This window comes from Streptomyces sp. NPDC034043, from assembly GCF_055575675.1.
Map to the genome: position 1 here is coordinate 360414 of NZ_JBVISF010000003.1, position 15258 is coordinate 375671.

Genomic DNA, 15258 nt, shown 5'->3' on the forward strand with positions numbered 1-15258 from the left:
GCCGACTCAGATGTCGAGGAAGCGAACGTCCTTGGCGTTGCGCTGGATGAAGGAGCGCCGCGCCTCGACGTCCTCACCCATCAGCACCGAGAACAGGTCGTCGGCCTGCGCCGCGTCGTCCAGGGTGACCTGGCCGAGCACGCGGTGGTCCACGTCCATGGTGGTGACGCGCAGCTCCTCGGCGTTCATCTCGCCCAGACCCTTGAAGCGCTGGATCGAGTCCTCCCGGATCCGCTTGCCGTTCTGCTTGCCGAGCTCGACCAGGGCGTCGCGCTCACGGTCCGAGTACGCGTACTCGAAGTCGTCGCGGCCCCACTTGATCTTGTACAGCGGTGGGCGGGACAGGTACACGTGACCCGCCTCGACCAGCGGCCGCATGAAGCGGAACAGGAAGGTCAGCAGCAGGGTGTTGATGTGCTGGCCGTCGACGTCGGCGTCCGCCATCAGGATGATCTTGTGATAGCGGAGCTTCTCGATGTCGAAGTCCTCGTGCACACCCGTGCCGAAGGCACTGATCAGCGCCTGGACCTCGGTGTTCTGGAGGATCTTGTCGATCCGGGCCTTCTCGACGTTCAGGATCTTGCCGCGGATGGGCAGGATCGCCTGGTACATCGGGTTGCGGCCGGACTTCGCGCTGCCGCCGGCGGAGTCACCCTCGACGATGAAGATCTCGCACTTGGTCGGGTCGTTCGACTGGCAGTCGGACAGCTTGCCCGGCAGCGAGGCGCTCTCCAGCAGCCCCTTGCGGCGCGTCAGGTCGCGGGCCTTGCGGGCCGCGACGCGCGCCGTGGCCGCCTGGATCGACTTGCGGACGATGTCCGCGGCCTCGACCGGGTTGCGGTCGAACCAGTCGTTCAGGTGCTCGTGGACGACCTTCTGCACGAAGGTCTTGGCCTCCGTGTTGCCCAGCTTGGTCTTCGTCTGGCCCTCGAACTGGGGCTCGCCCAGCTTGACGGAGATGATCGCCGTCAGACCCTCGCGGATGTCTTCGCCCGCGAGGTTGTCGTCCTTCTCGCGCAGCAGCTTCTTGTCGCGCGCGTACCGGTTGACCAGGCCCGTCAGCGCCGCGCGGAAGCCCTCCTCGTGCGTACCGCCCTCGTGCGTGTGGATCGTGTTCGCGAAGGAGTACACACCCTCCGTGTACTGCGAGTTCCACTGCATCGCGATCTCGACCGAGAGCATCCGCTCCTTGTCCTCGGCCTCGATGTCGATGACGGTCGGGTGGATCAGCTCGCCCTTGCGCGAGTTGAGGTACTTCACGAAGTCGACGATGCCGCCCTCGTAGTGGTACTTCACCGTGCGCGCCTGGGGCTCGGCCGCGTCCGCTTCCGGGTCGTCGGCGCCCGCCGTGGCCTTCGCCGACTCGCGCTCGTCGGTCAGCGTCAGGGTCAGGCCCTTGTTGAGGAAGGCCATCTCCTGGAAGCGCCGCGACAGCGTCTCGAAGGAGTACTCGGTGGTCTCGAAGATGTCGCCGTCGGCCCAGAACGTCACCGACGTGCCGTGCTCGTCGGTCTCCTCGTTCCTGGCCAGCGGGGCCGTCGGCACGCCCAGCTTGTAGTCCTGGGTCCAGCGGTAGCCGTCCGTCTTGACCTCGACCGCGACCTTGGTCGACAGGGCGTTCACGACGGAGACGCCGACGCCGTGCAGACCGCCGGAGACGGCGTAGCCGCCGCCGCCGAACTTGCCGCCCGCGTGCAGGACCGTCAGGACGACCTCGACGGCCGGCTTCCCCTCGGACGGCACGATGCCGACCGGGATGCCGCGGCCGTTGTCGATCACGCGCACCCCGCCGTCGGCGAGGATCGTCACGTCGATGGTGTCCGCGTGGCCCGCCAGCGCCTCGTCGACCGAGTTGTCGACGACCTCGTAGACGAGGTGGTGCAGACCGCGCTCACCGGTCGAGCCGATGTACATACCCGGCCGCTTGCGGACCGCGTCCAGGCCCTCGAGGACCTGGATCGCACTGGCGTCGTAATTCTTCTCGTTGGAGTCGCCGGAATCGGCCACGAAGCGCCCTTTCTGGCACAGCGCAGCCCGTACTCCGGACCAGCTGGTGCACCGGCGGAGCGGCCGCGTCGATCTGCGTTGTATGCGTGATCCCGCGAACGGGCGGGATTTACTCCAGTCTACCGGTACCACTGACATGAATGGGGGTTTGCCGGTACCTGAGTCCGCATGTGCCGCCCTGAACCTCCACCTTCCGACTCCCCATATCCGGGCAGGGGCTCAAAGAGGCTCACACGGGCATCCAGCGCTTCGGGCTGTCAACCTTCCACTACCGTGAGGGACACCACCCGCGCCGCCCCCGCCGACAGGCTCCGCCCGGGCCGCCGCACGGGGCTCCGCCAGGCCGCAGCGGGGCTCCGCGCAAGCCCCCGGCAAGCCGTTGTGCGGGCGTGCGCGGGCCCGTCGCCGGCCGGCCGGGACCGCCTCGGGCCCGTACGCGGCCGACGTCGGCCGCCGCACCCGGCCGACGGCAGGGCGCGGGCCCGCTCAGCCGTAGGTGTCGCCCGGCCCGCTGCTGCCCGGGGCGCGCCACGGCCCGTACCGCTTGGGACGGCCGCCGGGGCCCTGCACCTTGATCAGCCGGACCGTGCCCTGGCCGAGGTCCGCGTTCAGCCGCGCCACCAGCTGCGGGGCCAGCAGCTTGAGCTGCGCGGCCCAGGCCGAGGAATCGCACCGTACGAGGAGTTCACGCTCCTCGTAGCGCTCCGGTTCACAGTGCGCTGCGATTTCCGGCCCGACGATCTCCGCCCAGCGCTCCATCACCCCAGCCACGGCGATCGGCATCTCCCAGCCCCGCTCCGTGCGCAGCCGGTCCAGCGCCGCCATCAGCGGCATCGGGTCCCGGCCGTCGGCCCGGGCGCCCGAGCGCAGCCCCGGCTGCTGCCGGCGTCCCCGCCCGCTCACCGCGTTGCCCCGCGCGCGGGCCTGCTCGCGCGCGGCCGCGAGGGCCTGGCGGGCCAGATCCACCCCGGACGGCTCCGGGGTCTTGCGTTCGTGCCGCTCCGCCTCGTTCACAGCCGGGTCACCTCACCGCCGGACACCCCGAAGCGCATGCCCGTCAGCACGCCCGGAACGTCATCGTCCACCGCCGCCGTCACCAGCACCTGCTCGCCGCCCGCCACCAGCTCCGCGAGCCGCTCGCGGCGGCGCGCGTCCAGTTCCGCGAAGACGTCGTCCAGGATCAGCACCGGCTCCGCCCCCTCCGAGCGCAGCAGCTCGTACGAGGCCAGGCGCAGGGCCAGGGCGTACGACCAGGACTCGCCGTGGCTGGCGTACCCCTTCGCGGGCAGTTCTCCCAGGCGCAGCACGAGGTCGTCCCGGTGCGGGCCGGCCAGGGTCACCCCGCGCTCGATCTCCTGCTTGCGGACCTCTGACAGGGTGGCGAGCAGCACCTCGTAGAGCTCCTCGCGGGTCCGCGCCGCGCCGGTGTCGACCGGCTCGCCGGCCGAGGACTTGTACGCGAGCCCGAGCGGGCCGCCACCGGGCGCGAGCTGCTCGTACGCCTTGTCGGCGAGCGGCAGCAGGGTGGCGATCAGGTCGAGGCGCTGGGCGAGCAGCTCGGCGCCCGCGCGCGCGAGGTGCTGGTCCCAGACGTCGAGGGTGGAGAGGTCCATGGAGCGGCCGCCGTGCCGGCGGGCCATCGCGGCGGACTTCAGGAGGGTGTTGCGCTGCTTGAGCACCCGCTCGTAGTCGGAGCGGACGGCCGCCATCCGGGGCGAGCGGGCCGTCACGAGCTCGTCGAGGAAGCGGCGCCGCTCCCCGGGATCGCCCTTGACGAGGGCGAGGTCCTCCGGGGCGAACAGCACGGTGCGCACGATGCCCAGCACGTCGCGGGGCCTGACCTGGGAGGACCGGTTGATGCGGGCGCGGTTGGCGCGGCCCGGGTTCAGTTCGAGCTCGACCAGCTGCTGGCGTTCGCCCTGGGTGACGGCGGCCCGGATGATCGCCCGGTCGGCGCCCATCCGCACGAGCGGGGCGTCGGAGGAGACCCGGTGGCTGCCCAGGGTGGCGAGGTAGCCGATGGCCTCGACCAGGTTCGTCTTGCCCTGGCCGTTGGGGCCCACGAAAGCCGTGACGCCCGGGGCGAGGGGTACCTCGGCCCGGGCGTACGAGCGGAAGTCGGCCAATGAGAGATGCGAAACATGCATACGGCGCCGACCTCCCCCGGCTTCCTGCTGCTGTGCTCTGTGGTGCTGGGTGCTGCTACTTCTTCTCGACCGCGTGGCCGCCGAACTGGTTGCGCAGCGCGGCGATCATCTTCATCTGCGGCGAGTCGTCCTGGCGGGACGCGAACCGGGCGAACAGCGAGGCGGTGATCGCCGGCAGCGGGACCGCGTTGTCGATGGCCGCCTCGACGGTCCAGCGGCCCTCGCCCGAGTCCTGGGCGAAGCCCTTCAGCCCGTCCAGGTGCTCGTCCTCGTCCAGCGCGTTGACGGCGAGGTCCAGCAGCCAGGAGCGGATGACCGTGCCCTCCTGCCAGGACCGGAACACCTCGCGGACGTCGGTGACCGAGTCGACCTTCTCCAGGAGCTCCCAGCCCTCGGCGTAGGCCTGCATCATGGCGTACTCGATGCCGTTGTGGACCATCTTCGCGAAGTGGCCGGCGCCGACCTTGCCGGCGTGCACGGCGCCGAAGTCACCCTCGGGCTTGAGGGCGTCGAAGATCGGCTGGACCGCGGCGACGTGCTTCTCGTCGCCGCCGTACATCAGCGCGTAGCCGTTCTCCAGGCCCCACACACCACCGGAGACGCCGCAGTCGACGAAGCCGATGCCCTTGGCCTTCAGCTCCTCGGCGTGCTTCTCGTCGTCGGTCCAGCGCGAGTTGCCGCCGTCGACGACGATGTCGCCGGGGGAGAGCAGCTCGGCCAGCTCGTCGACGGTGGACTGCGTGGCCGCTCCTGCCGGGACCATCACCCACACGACGCGGGGGGCCTGCAGGCCGTCCACAAGCTCCCGGAGGCTGTGGACATCGGCGAGGTCCGGGTTGCGGTCGTATCCGATGACGGTGTGGCCTGCGCGGCGGATGCGCTCGCGCATGTTGCCGCCCATCTTGCCGAGACCGACGAGACCGAGCTCCATCAGGTGGGTTCCTTAAGCGTTGGGGCCGTCTGTACGGGGCTTCCCGGCACCGGTGGTCTCCGGTGGCCTTTCCGGGCCGCCCGCCGGATCCGAGCCTACGCCGGGCCGTGGCGACGGGCCGCTCCGGACGGCGCCGGGCCCGGCACTCGCGGCTGCGAGACCGGGCCCGGCGCCGGCGTGCGGCGGAGCGGTCAGCCGGAGAGGCGGACCGGCATGATCAGGTACTTGTAGGCCTCGTCGGCCTCCGCGTCCACCGCGGGCCGGCCGCTGAGCAGGGCGGGCTTGGTCGACGTGGTGAAGCTGAGCTGCGCGGCGGGCGAGTCGATCGCGCTCAGGCCGTCCAGCAGGAAGGTGGGGTTGAAGGCGATCGAGATGTCGTCGCCCTCGAGGTTCGCGTCGACTCGCTCCACAGCCTGTGCATCGTCGCTGGAACCGGCTTCCAGGATCAGCACGCCCTGCTCGAAGCTGAGGCGGACCGGGGTGTTGCGCTCGGCGACCAGGGCCACGCGCTTGACGGCCTCGACGAACGGCGCGGTCTCGATCACGGCGACGGAGTTGAACTCCGTCGGGAAGAGGGTGCGGTACTTCGGCAGGTCGCCCTCGAGCAGGCGGGTGGTCGTGCGGCGGCCCGCGCCCTCGAAGCCGATGAGGCCCTCGCCCTGGCCGGAGCCGGAGAGCGCCAGGGTGACGGTGTCACCGCTGGTCAGGGACTTGGCCGTGTCGAGGAGGGTCTTGGCGGGCACCAGGGCCACGGCGGAGGCGTCCGGGTTCTCCGGCTTCCACAGGAACTCGCGGACCGCGAAGCGGTAGCGGTCGGTGGAGGCCAGGGTGACGCGGTCGCCCTCGATCTCGATGCGGACACCGGTCAGCACGGGCAGCGTGTCGTCGCGGCCGGCGGCGATGGCCACCTGGGCGGCGGCGGAGGCGAAGACCTCGCCGGGCACGGTGCCGGTCGCGGTCGGCATCTGCGGCAGCGCCGGGTACTCCTCCACAGGCAGGGTGTGGAGTGTGAACCGGGAGGAGCCGCAGACCACGGTCGCCCGTACACCGTCTGTGGAAATCTCCACCGGGCGGTTGGGGAGGGCGCGGCAGATGTCGGCGAGCAGCCGGCCGGAGACGAGGACGGTGCCGTCTTCCTCCACGTCCGCCTCGACGGAGACGCGGGCCGAGACCTCGTAGTCGAAGCCGGAGAGGGACAGGGTGCCGTCCTCGGCCTTCAGCAGCAGGCCCGCGAGTACGGGCACCGGCGGCCGGGCCGGGAGGCTGCGTGCAGCCCAGGCCACCGCCTCCGCGAGTACGTCGCGCTCCACCCGGATCTTCACCGGAACCGCCTCCTGCTGTTGCTCGCTCGTCTGCCGGCCTTCGTCGTCGGCTCGTCGATGCCTCGACCGATGCCGGGGACCAGTCTGACGTACGGCGCCGACAGCCGTCGCGGCTGGCGGTCAAGTCGGGAGCGAGGAGGCGGGGCGGCCGAGCGGCGAGTTGTGCACAGGCCCTGCTTGAAAACCGAAACCGGCCTAACTCTCCATGGGGGTAGTAGTAGGGCCTGTGGAAACGGTGGATAAGCCCGTTCTCGCAGGTCAGCCCGCCTTTTTTATCCCCACACCCTGTGGGCGGGACCGGTGGACAACCCGGTGTCTCTGTGGAGAACGGAAAGTTCTGCACAGGCCGTCCCCAGGAGACCCCCACTACTCCACAGGTGTGTCCCCAGCTTTTCCCCAGAGGTCCACAGAGCAAACGTCGACATCCGTGTGACCGCTTTCACTCGGGGCGGTGAGCTCGGGTGTGGCGTTGCCGAACAGTGGACAACGGTGTGGAGAACCGCCGGGAACCTGTGCACAGGATGCGGGAACCTGTGGGTCGGCGGTGGACAGAGGAGTGGATGAGCCTGTGGATGGTTTTTCTGTCCACAGGCTGTGGATGACGCTTGCTCACAATTCCACAGGCATCTGACCTGCCCTGATGGGGTCTCAGCCCGCACCCCTGTGGACAGATTGTGGGCGACGGGGACTGTCCTCAGCCTGTGGACGGAAGAAAACCCGGGAATCTGTGGATGACGGTCCCTCCTGGGGGCGCATTCGAACAGAGCAAGGGCGCACGGATGAGGAAGGGCGCCCCCGGTTCGAGCCGGAAGCGCCCTGTCGTGAGGTTTGAGGGGCCGCCAGCAGGCCCCCGCGGGGCCCGCGTCAGCCGTTCTTGATGCGGTTCGTGAGCTCCGTGACCTGGTTGTAGATGGAGCGCCGTTCCGCCATCAGGGCGCGGATCTTGCGGTCCGCGTGCATGACGGTGGTGTGGTCCCTGCCGCCGAACTGGGCCCCGATCTTGGGCAGCGACAGGTCGGTCAGCTCCCTGCAGAGGTACATGGCGATCTGCCGGGCGGTGACCAGGACGCGGCTGCGGGAGGACCCGCACAGGTCGTCCACGGTCAGCCCGAAGTAGTCGGCGGTGGCCGCCATGATGTCGGAGGCGGTGATCTCGGGGGCGCTGTCCTCGCCGCCAGGGATCAGGTTCTTGAGGACGTCCTCCGTGAGCCCGAGGTCCACCGGCTGCCGGTTGAGGCTCGCGAAGGCGGTGACGCGGATCAGCGCCCCCTCCAGCTCGCGGATGTTGCGCGAGATGCGGGAGGCGATGAACTCCAGCACCTCCGGCGGGGCGTTGAGCTGCTCCTGGACGGCCTTCTTGCGCAGGATCGCGATCCGGGTCTCCAGCTCGGGCGGCTGGACGTCCGTGATCAGGCCCCACTCGAAGCGGTTGCGGAGCCGGTCCTCCAGCGTGACGAGCTGCTTGGGCGGCCGGTCCGAGGACAGGACGATCTGCTTGTTCGCGTTGTGGAGCGTGTTGAAGGTGTGGAAGAACTCCTCCTGGGTCGACTCCTTGCTCGCGAGGAACTGGATGTCGTCGACCAGCAGGATGTCCATCTCGCGGTACCGCTTGCGGAAGGCGTCGCCCTTGCCGTCGCGGATGGAGTTGATGAACTCGTTGGTGAACTCCTCCGAGCTCACGTACCGCACGCGGGTGCCGGGGTAGAGACTCCGCGCGTAGTGCCCGATGGCGTGCAGCAGGTGCGTCTTGCCGAGGCCCGACTCCCCGTAGATGAACAGCGGGTTGTACGCCTTCGCCGGCGCCTCGGCCACGGCCACGGCGGCCGCGTGCGCGAAGCGGTTGGAGGCGCCGATGACGAAGGTGTCGAAGAGGTACTTCGGGTTCAGCCGGGCAGTCGGCTCCAGCGGGCCCGAGGTGGAGCCGCCGGAGGGCGCGGACGGCGGCGGCGCGGGGGTGGGCCGGCCGGGCGCGGAGCGCGGGGGCGACTGCTCGTAGCCCTGGGGCTCGTACGGCTGGGATTCGTACGAGGGCTGCTCGTACTTCTGCGGGTCGTACTTCTGGGATTCGTACTTCTGGGAGTCGTACTTCTGCCCCTCGTAGCCGCCCTGGTCGTAGCCGCCCTGATCGGGCTGCTGGAGGTAGCCGGGCTGCGGGGAGGCGTACGGGTCGCGCTCGGGGAAGCCGCCCAGGCGCTGCTGCTGCCAGCCGTACTCGTCCTGGCCGCCGCGGGGCCAGGAGCCGGGCTCCGGACGCGGCTGCTGGTAGTCCGGGTAGGCGGGGCGGGCGGCGGGCAGGTCCTCGCCGGGGCCGGCGCCGGGGCGCTGGCCGCCGTACGGCTCGTAGCCCTCGCGCGGGGAGGAGGCGGGCGGGGCCGGCGGGGCGGGCTCGCCCGCGGAGTCGTCGACCGTGATGGCGATGCGGATCGGGCGGCCGCACTCCCGGCTCAGGGCGTCGCTGATGAGGGGGGCGAGGCGGCCCTCGAGGACGCGCTTGCCCCATTCATTGGGAACGGCGAGCAGGGCGGTGTCGGCGACGAGGGCCAGCGGCTGGCATCGTTCCACCCACTGCTTGTCCTTGGGCTCGATCCCCTGCTGGCCCTCCCCGAGCAGCTTCTCGAGCACGCGTGGCCACACTGCGGCAAGATCGGCAGGTACGTCAGCCACAGAGCACGCTCTCTCACAGGTCCCGTCCCACGAATGTGTGGTTCTTTGGGACGGTCGGGACAAAAAATCCGGGATCAGTCAACGGTAGTCAGGCCGGTGGGTAGGGTTCAAGTCGTTGTCCACAGCCTGTGCACAGTGTGGGGCAGGGGCGCTCGGTTTGACCGGATGGCGTAGCCGCGCGTACCGTAACGAGGTCGAGTTGTCGATGGCTGCTGCCGCCTGCCTACCGATGGGCGAAGATCACGCTTTGTGATCGTTTAGCGGTGTCCACTCGGGCGAACACGCGAGTTCCTCGTGGGCGCACGGTGACAGCCAGGCGATGTACCGCCACACACGATTCATTCTCTGGAGCCCCCGAGTGAGCAAGCGCACCTTCCAGCCGAACAACCGCCGTCGTGCCAAGACCCACGGCTTCCGCCTGCGGATGCGTACCCGTGCCGGTCGCGCGATCCTCGCGAACCGTCGCAGCAAGGGCCGCGCCGCCCTTTCCGCGTAACAACGCGCAGGTCGTGACGTCGTGCTGTCTCCCGAGAATCGGCTGAGGCGGCGCGAGGACTTCGCGAGCGCGGTGCGTCGAGGACGCCGGGCCGGTCGCCCGTTCCTCGTCGTCCACCTACGTACAAGCGGTGCCACGGACCCGCACGAGCCGGGGGATGCAGATCCCTCGCCGCGTGCGGGTTTCGTCGTCAGCAAGGCTGTCGGCATCGCCGTCGTCCGCAACCGGGTCAAGCGCCGGCTCCGCCATCTCATGCGTGATCGGCTGCCTCAGCTGCCCCCCGGTAGCCTGGTGGTGGTGCGGGCCCTGCCCGGAGCCGCTGACGCCGGCGTCGACGAGCTGGCCCGCGACCTGGACGCCGCCTTGGCGCGGCTGCTGGGAGGCGTGGCTCGATGAAGTACCCGCTGCTCGCTTTGATCAAGCTGTACCAGTGGACGATCAGTCCGCTGCTCGGGCCGGTGTGCCGCTATTACCCGTCGTGTTCGCACTACGGGTTCGCGGCCATCGACCGGCATGGTGCGGTGAAGGGGACGGCTCTGACCGCCTGGCGGATCCTGCGGTGCAATCCGTGGTCCCCGGGCGGTGTGGATCATGTCCCACCCCGGAAACGCCCGCGTTGGCACGAGCAGCTGCGCAGTGCGTTGCGTAGATCTCGCAATGCTCAAGGAGCCTGATTAGTGGACACGATTGCCAGTCTGTTCAGCTTTATCACCACACCCGTGTCGTGGATCATCGTCCAGTTCCACAAGCTGTACGGGGCGGTCTTCGGTGCGGACAGTGGATGGGCCTGGGGCCTGTCCATCGTGTCCCTGGTGGTCCTGATCCGTATCTGCCTGATCCCGCTCTTCGTGAAGCAGATCAAGGCGACGCGGGGCATGCAGGCGCTCCAGCCGAAGATGAAGGCGATCCAGGATCGCTACAAGAACGACAAGCAGCGTCAGTCCGAAGAGATGATGAAGCTGTACAAGGAGACGGGTACCAACCCGCTCTCCTCGTGCCTTCCCATCCTGGCGCAGTCCCCGTTCTTCTTCGCGCTCTACCACGTGCTCGCGAGCATCGCCAACGGCAAGACCGTCGGTGTCATCAACCAGTCGCTGCTGGAGAGCGCCCGGCAGGCCCACATCTTCGGTGCCCCGCTGGCCGCGAAGTTCACGGACTCCGCCGACAAGGTCGCGGGCCTGAACGCCTCGATCACCGACGTGCGCATCGTGACCGCCATCATGATCATCCTGATGTCGCTGTCGCAGTTCTACACGCAGCGCCAGCTGATGCAGAAGAACGTCGACCTCTCGGTCAAGACGCCCTTCATGCAGCAGCAGAAGATGCTCATGTACATCTTCCCGGTGATCTTCGCCGTGATGGGCATCAACTTCCCTGTCGGTGTCCTCGTCTACTGGCTGACCACCAACGTGTGGACCATGGGCCAGCAGATGTACGTGATCAACCAGAACCCGACGCCGGGCAGCAAGGCCCAGGACCAGTACCTGACCCGCCTGCTGAAGCACGTCAGCACCCACGGCAACGTCAAGGGCCGGGGCAAGAAGAAGGTCGTGGCGGCGATCGTGGCCAAGGGCCCGGACCGCAACGACAACGAGCGGAAGTTCATCACCGCGCTGACGAAGCAGGGCATGGCCGCGCAGCCGGACGGTTCCGTCATCAAGAGTTCTGAGGCCACGGCCGACTCGGACGCGGCGAGCGGCGGTGTCGCCACCAAGCGGCAGCAGCCGAAGCGGCAGCCGAAGTCGAAGCGTCAGACGCCCCCCAGCAAGCCCTCCAAGAAGTAGAAGGAGTCCCTCCCGTGACGGAAGGCACCACCACCGCCGCCGCTGAGAGTGGCGACACCCTGACCCGCCTCGAGCAGGAGGGTGAGATCGCGGCCGACTACCTTGAGGGTCTGCTGGACATCGCCGACCTGGACGGCGACATCGACATGGACGTCGAGGCCGACCGCGCCGCGGTGTCGATCGTCAGCGATTCCTCCAGCCGTGACCTGCTGAAGCTCGTGGGCCGCGAGGGCGAGGTCCTGGAGGCCCTCCAGGAGCTGACCCGTCTCGCCGTGCACCGGGAGACCGGCGACCGCAGCCGGCTGATGCTGGACATCGCTGGCTTCCGGGCGAAGAAGCGCGAGGAGCTGGCGGCGCTGGGCGCCCAGGCCGCCGCGGACGTGAAGGCCTCGGGCGAGGCGCTGAAGCTGGCCCCCATGACCCCCTTCGAACGCAAGGTCGTCCACGACGCCGTGGCGGCCGCCGGTCTGAAGAGCGAGTCCGAGGGCGAGGAGCCGCAGCGCTTCGTCGTTGTGCTCCCGGCCTGACCGGAATGTTGTGCGTCGGCCCCGCCTGTGTCGCAGGCGGGGCCGAAGTTTGTAAGCCTGGCAGTTGAACGGCACGGTTGAACGACACGGTTCTGGCGTGAGCGGTTCTGTACGGAAGGACGGTCCCCGTGACGGAGGCAGCGGAGCTTCCCGCAGCGCCTGAAGAGGCGCCCCCGGCGCCCGAACAGGCGCGCGCGGTGTTCGGTGAGTTTTTCCCGGAAGCTGTGCGGTACGCGGAGCTGCTGGCGGACGCGGGGGTCAAGCGGGGCCTGATCGGGCCGCGTGAGGTTCCCCGGTTGTGGGAGCGGCACCTGCTGAACTGCGCGGTGCTGTCCGAGGTGGTGCCCGAGGGCGTCACGGTGTGCGACGTGGGCTCGGGTGCCGGCCTGCCCGGTATCCCGCTCGCCCTGGTGCGGCGGGACCTGAAGATCACTCTCCTGGAACCCCTGCTGCGCCGGACGACCTTCCTCCAGGAGGCCGTGGAGCTGCTCGGGCTGGACCACGTCACCGTGGTGCGCGGCCGGGCCGAGGAAATGCTCGGCAAGCTCCAGCCGGTGCACGTGGTGACGGCCCGTGCCGTGGCCCCGCTGGACCGGCTCGCGGGATGGGGCGTGCCCCTGCTGCGTCCTTACGGGGAGATGCTGGCGCTGAAGGGAGACACCGCCGAGGAGGAGCTGGTCGCGGCGAAGGTCGCGCTGACCAAGCTCGGTGTGGTGAAGACCTCGGTGCTCCACGTGGGCGAGGGCGTCGTCGACCCCCTGTCCACGGTGGTCCGGGTGGAGGTCGGAGAAAGCCCCGGCGGAGTGAGGTTCGCGGCCAAGCGGGCTAAGGCCGCGCGGGTGGGACGGACGCGCAGGCGTCGGTGATCCGGGGCGCCGGTGGTGTCGTTCGGGGTGGGTTGGGCCCTATAGGTATGGATTTCGGAGTGTCGTAGCGGGCTGAAGACTCCGTCCGGGCATCGTGTTTCACGTGAAACGTCGCTCTCTGCTGCACGGAATCATCAGCCGCGGCCGTGCTGCTGCGGCCCCCCGCGACCCTAAGGACGCGGGGGTGACGGAGTTGTCCACAACGGTGGATTCATCCACAGGAGAACGGGCCCCGCTGGTTCGCGACCCGGGTGGCATGGCAGGCTCTGTTCATCGCGAGCCCGCTGCCGAGGAGAGTGACACCGTGCGGTCCGACGCCAACCTCGCGGGGCCGATGGCCGATCCGGTCCCCGGTCCCCGCTCTGAATCGCCTGGTGAGGGTGTTCCACTGGGAGCACCCTCAGCGGTAGCCGGGGGAGACACGTCCTCCCCGTCCCTCGTGGACAACGACGACATGGAGGACACCCCGATCGGCCGTGCCGCCCAGCAGGCGATCGAGGCCATCGGGCGCACCGGTGCCGCCCTACCGCGGCCGGCGCAGACCCGGATCATGGTCGTGGCCAACCAGAAGGGCGGCGTCGGCAAGACCACGACGACCGTGAACCTGGCGGCCTCCCTGGCCCTGCACGGTGCCCGGGTCCTGGTCATCGACCTCGACCCGCAGGGGAACGCCTCCACCGCCCTGGGTATCGACCACCACGCCGAGGTGCCGTCCATCTACGACGTGCTCGTGGACAGCCGGCCCCTGCTGGAGGTCGTCCAGCCGGTGGTGGACGTGGAGGGGCTGTTCTGTGCCCCCGCCACGATCGACCTCGCGGGCGCGGAGATCGAGCTGGTGTCGCTGGTGGCCCGTGAGAGCCGGCTCCAGCGGGCGATCCAGGCGTACGAGCAGCCCCTCGACTACATCCTCATCGACTGCCCGCCCTCCCTGGGCCTGCTGACGGTGAACGCCATGGTGGCCGGGGCGGAGGTGCTGATCCCGATCCAGTGCGAGTACTACGCACTGGAGGGCCTGGGACAGCTGCTGCGCAATGTCGACCTGGTGCGCGCCCACCTGAACCCGGGCCTGCACGTGTCGACGATCCTGCTCACGATGTACGACGGCAGGACGCGACTGGCCTCGCAGGTGGCGGACGAGGTGCGCACCCACTTCGGCAAGGAGGTGCTGCGCACCAGCATCCCGCGGTCGGTGCGGATCTCGGAGGCTCCGAGCTACGGGCAGACGGTCCTCACGTACGACCCGGGCTCCAGCGGCGCCCTTTCCTACCTGGAAGCGGCGCGGGAGATGGCGCTGCGGGGAGCCGGAATCCATTACGACGCCCAGCACGCCCATGTGGGCGCGGGCATGAACAGCACGCAGAGTGTGGCGGAGGGGATCCAGTGAGCGAGCGACGTAGGGGTCTGGGGCGGGGGCTCGGCGCGCTGATCCCGGCCGCTCCTCAGGAGCCGGTGATGGGCGCGGGGTCGACGTCTCCGTCGGCACTGCCGGTGCTGCCGTCGGAGCGGGGGATCGCCGCGGCGAAGCTCGCCGCGCTGGTGCAGGCGGATGTTTCACGTGAAACACCGCTCCGGGCCGAAGAGGAGGCTCCGCAGCCGACGGTCGAGGGAGTGCCGGGGGCGCGATTCGCCGCGCTTCCGCTGGACGCGATCTCGCCGAACCCGTGCCAGCCGCGCAACATGGAGCAGCTGGACGAGGAGGCCATGGAGGAGATGGTCTCCTCCATCCAGACGGTGGGCCTGCTCCAGCCCGTGGTGGTCCGGGAGACGGAGCCCGGGCGCTATGAGCTGATCATGGGCGAGCGGCGCTTCCGGGCCTGCGGTCAGGCCGGAATGGATCGCATCCCCGCGATCATCCGGGCGACGGACGACGACAGGCTCCTGCTGGACGCCCTTCTGGAAAACCTGCACCGGGTCCAGCTGAACCCGTTGGAGGAGGCTGCCGCGTACGACCAGCTCCTCCGGGAGTTCAACTGCACCCACGACCAGCTGGCGGACCGGATCGGACGTTCGCGTCCGCAGGTCTCGAACACCCTGCGGCTGCTGAAGCTCTCGCCCAAGGTGCAGAGCCGGGTGGCCGCGGGAGTGCTGTCTGCCGGGCACGCGCGGGCGCTGCTGTCGGTGGAGGACTCGGAGGAGCAGGATCGTCTCGCCCAGCGGATCGTGGCCGAGGGCCTGTCGGTGCGTTCGGTCGAGGAGATCGTGCAGCTGATGGGTTCGGAGCCGTCGAGCGCCGTGAAGCCCAAGGGCCCGCGGGCCGGGACTCGGGTGTCTCCGGCGCTGAGCGAGCTGGCCACGCGTCTGTCGGACCGGTTCGAGACCCGCGTGAAGGTGGACCTGGGCCAGAAGAAGGGCAAGATCACCGTCGAGTTCGCGTCGATGGAGGATCTGGAGCGGATCCTGGGGACCCTGGCACCGGGTGAGGGCCGCGTTCTCGAACAGGGCCTCTCCGGGGAGTAGTACCCGGCTCGTTCCCCTCGCTGCCCCCTGCTTCCTCGAGATGTCCACACTCGAAGA

The 15258-nt window shown here is 69.4% G+C and carries 14 protein-coding genes; 8 read left to right on the forward strand and 6 right to left on the reverse strand.

All coding sequences use genetic code 11. The annotated features are described in order from the left end of the window. Positions 1 to 6 precede the first annotated feature (6 nt). The 6 genes from gyrB to dnaA all read right to left on the reverse strand — a co-directional run bounded on the left by gyrB (position 7) and on the right by dnaA (position 9071). Positions 7 to 2028, reverse strand: a complete 2022-nt coding sequence (gyrB, locus tag ACZ51S_RS10170; RefSeq protein WP_388933699.1) for a DNA topoisomerase (ATP-hydrolyzing) subunit B — start codon at positions 2026 to 2028, stop codon at positions 7 to 9. Positions 2029 to 2493: 465 nt separating this feature from the next. Further along, positions 2494 to 3021 (reverse strand): DciA family protein, encoded by a 528-nt coding sequence (locus tag ACZ51S_RS10175; RefSeq protein ID WP_468164019.1) that lies wholly within the window; start codon positions 3019 to 3021, stop codon positions 2494 to 2496. After that, entirely contained in the window at positions 3018 to 4154 is a 1137-nt protein-coding gene (gene recF, locus ACZ51S_RS10180) for a DNA replication/repair protein RecF (RefSeq protein WP_468475150.1), read from the reverse strand. Before recF ends, ACZ51S_RS10175 begins: the two co-directional genes overlap by 4 nt. A gap of 55 nt (positions 4155 to 4209) precedes the next feature. Further along, entirely contained in the window at positions 4210 to 5085 is an 876-nt protein-coding gene (gene gnd, locus ACZ51S_RS10185; protein ID WP_388932821.1) for a phosphogluconate dehydrogenase (NAD(+)-dependent, decarboxylating), read from the reverse strand. Between the two features lie 191 nt (positions 5086 to 5276). Then, entirely contained in the window at positions 5277 to 6407 is a 1131-nt protein-coding gene (dnaN, locus tag ACZ51S_RS10190; RefSeq protein WP_388932817.1) for a DNA polymerase III subunit beta, read from the reverse strand. 864 nt (positions 6408 to 7271) lie between these two features. After that, positions 7272 to 9071 (reverse strand): chromosomal replication initiator protein DnaA, encoded by a 1800-nt coding sequence (dnaA, locus tag ACZ51S_RS10195; protein WP_468475151.1) that lies wholly within the window; start codon positions 9069 to 9071, stop codon positions 7272 to 7274. Positions 9072 to 9429: 358 nt separating this feature from the next. Between dnaA and rpmH the strand changes: the two genes are divergently transcribed. The 8 genes from rpmH to ACZ51S_RS10235 all read left to right on the forward strand — a co-directional run bounded on the left by rpmH (position 9430) and on the right by ACZ51S_RS10235 (position 15201). After that, positions 9430 to 9567 (forward strand): 50S ribosomal protein L34, encoded by a 138-nt coding sequence (gene rpmH, locus ACZ51S_RS10200; protein WP_018547628.1) that lies wholly within the window; start codon positions 9430 to 9432, stop codon positions 9565 to 9567. 21 nt (positions 9568 to 9588) lie between these two features. Then, positions 9589 to 9963, forward strand: coding sequence for a ribonuclease P protein component (gene rnpA, locus ACZ51S_RS10205; protein WP_468475152.1), 375 nt, complete (start codon positions 9589 to 9591; stop codon positions 9961 to 9963). After that, entirely contained in the window at positions 9960 to 10241 is a 282-nt protein-coding gene (yidD, locus tag ACZ51S_RS10210; RefSeq protein WP_468475153.1) for a membrane protein insertion efficiency factor YidD, read from the forward strand. Before rnpA ends, yidD begins: the two co-directional genes overlap by 4 nt. Positions 10242 to 10244: 3 nt before the next feature. Beyond that, positions 10245 to 11351 (forward strand): membrane protein insertase YidC, encoded by a 1107-nt coding sequence (yidC, locus tag ACZ51S_RS10215; protein WP_388932806.1) that lies wholly within the window; start codon positions 10245 to 10247, stop codon positions 11349 to 11351. 14 nt (positions 11352 to 11365) lie between these two features. Continuing rightward, on the forward strand, positions 11366 to 11878 hold the full coding sequence (locus tag ACZ51S_RS10220; protein WP_468475154.1) for a Jag family protein: 513 nt from the start codon (positions 11366 to 11368) through the stop codon (positions 11876 to 11878). 128 nt (positions 11879 to 12006) lie between these two features. After that, complete coding sequence (gene rsmG / locus ACZ51S_RS10225; RefSeq protein ID WP_388932801.1) at positions 12007 to 12744, forward strand: 16S rRNA (guanine(527)-N(7))-methyltransferase RsmG; 738 nt, start codon at positions 12007 to 12009, stop codon at positions 12742 to 12744. Positions 12745 to 13000: 256 nt separating this feature from the next. After that, on the forward strand, positions 13001 to 14128 hold the full coding sequence (locus ACZ51S_RS10230; RefSeq protein ID WP_468475155.1) for a ParA family protein: 1128 nt from the start codon (positions 13001 to 13003) through the stop codon (positions 14126 to 14128). Further along, positions 14125 to 15201: a ParB/RepB/Spo0J family partition protein gene (locus ACZ51S_RS10235; protein ID WP_468960460.1), complete on the forward strand. Its 1077-nt coding sequence runs from the start codon at positions 14125 to 14127 to the stop codon at positions 15199 to 15201. The genes ACZ51S_RS10230 and ACZ51S_RS10235 overlap by 4 nt, the downstream gene beginning before the upstream one ends. The last annotated feature ends 57 nt before the right edge of the window (positions 15202 to 15258 follow it).

Bases quoted from the DNA above. Each gene is read 5' to 3' on its own strand.
- recF (WP_468475150.1), bottom strand. From the start codon at position 4,154: ATGCATGTTTCGCATCTCTCATTGGCCGACTTCCGCTCGTACGCCCGG.
- gnd (WP_388932821.1), bottom strand. From the start codon at position 5,085: ATGGAGCTCGGTCTCGTCGGTCTCGGCAAGATGGGCGGCAACATGCGC.
- yidD (WP_468475153.1), top strand. From the start codon at position 9,960: ATGAAGTACCCGCTGCTCGCTTTGATCAAGCTGTACCAGTGGACGATC.
- ACZ51S_RS10230 (WP_468475155.1), top strand. From the start codon at position 13,001: ATGGCAGGCTCTGTTCATCGCGAGCCCGCTGCCGAGGAGAGTGACACC.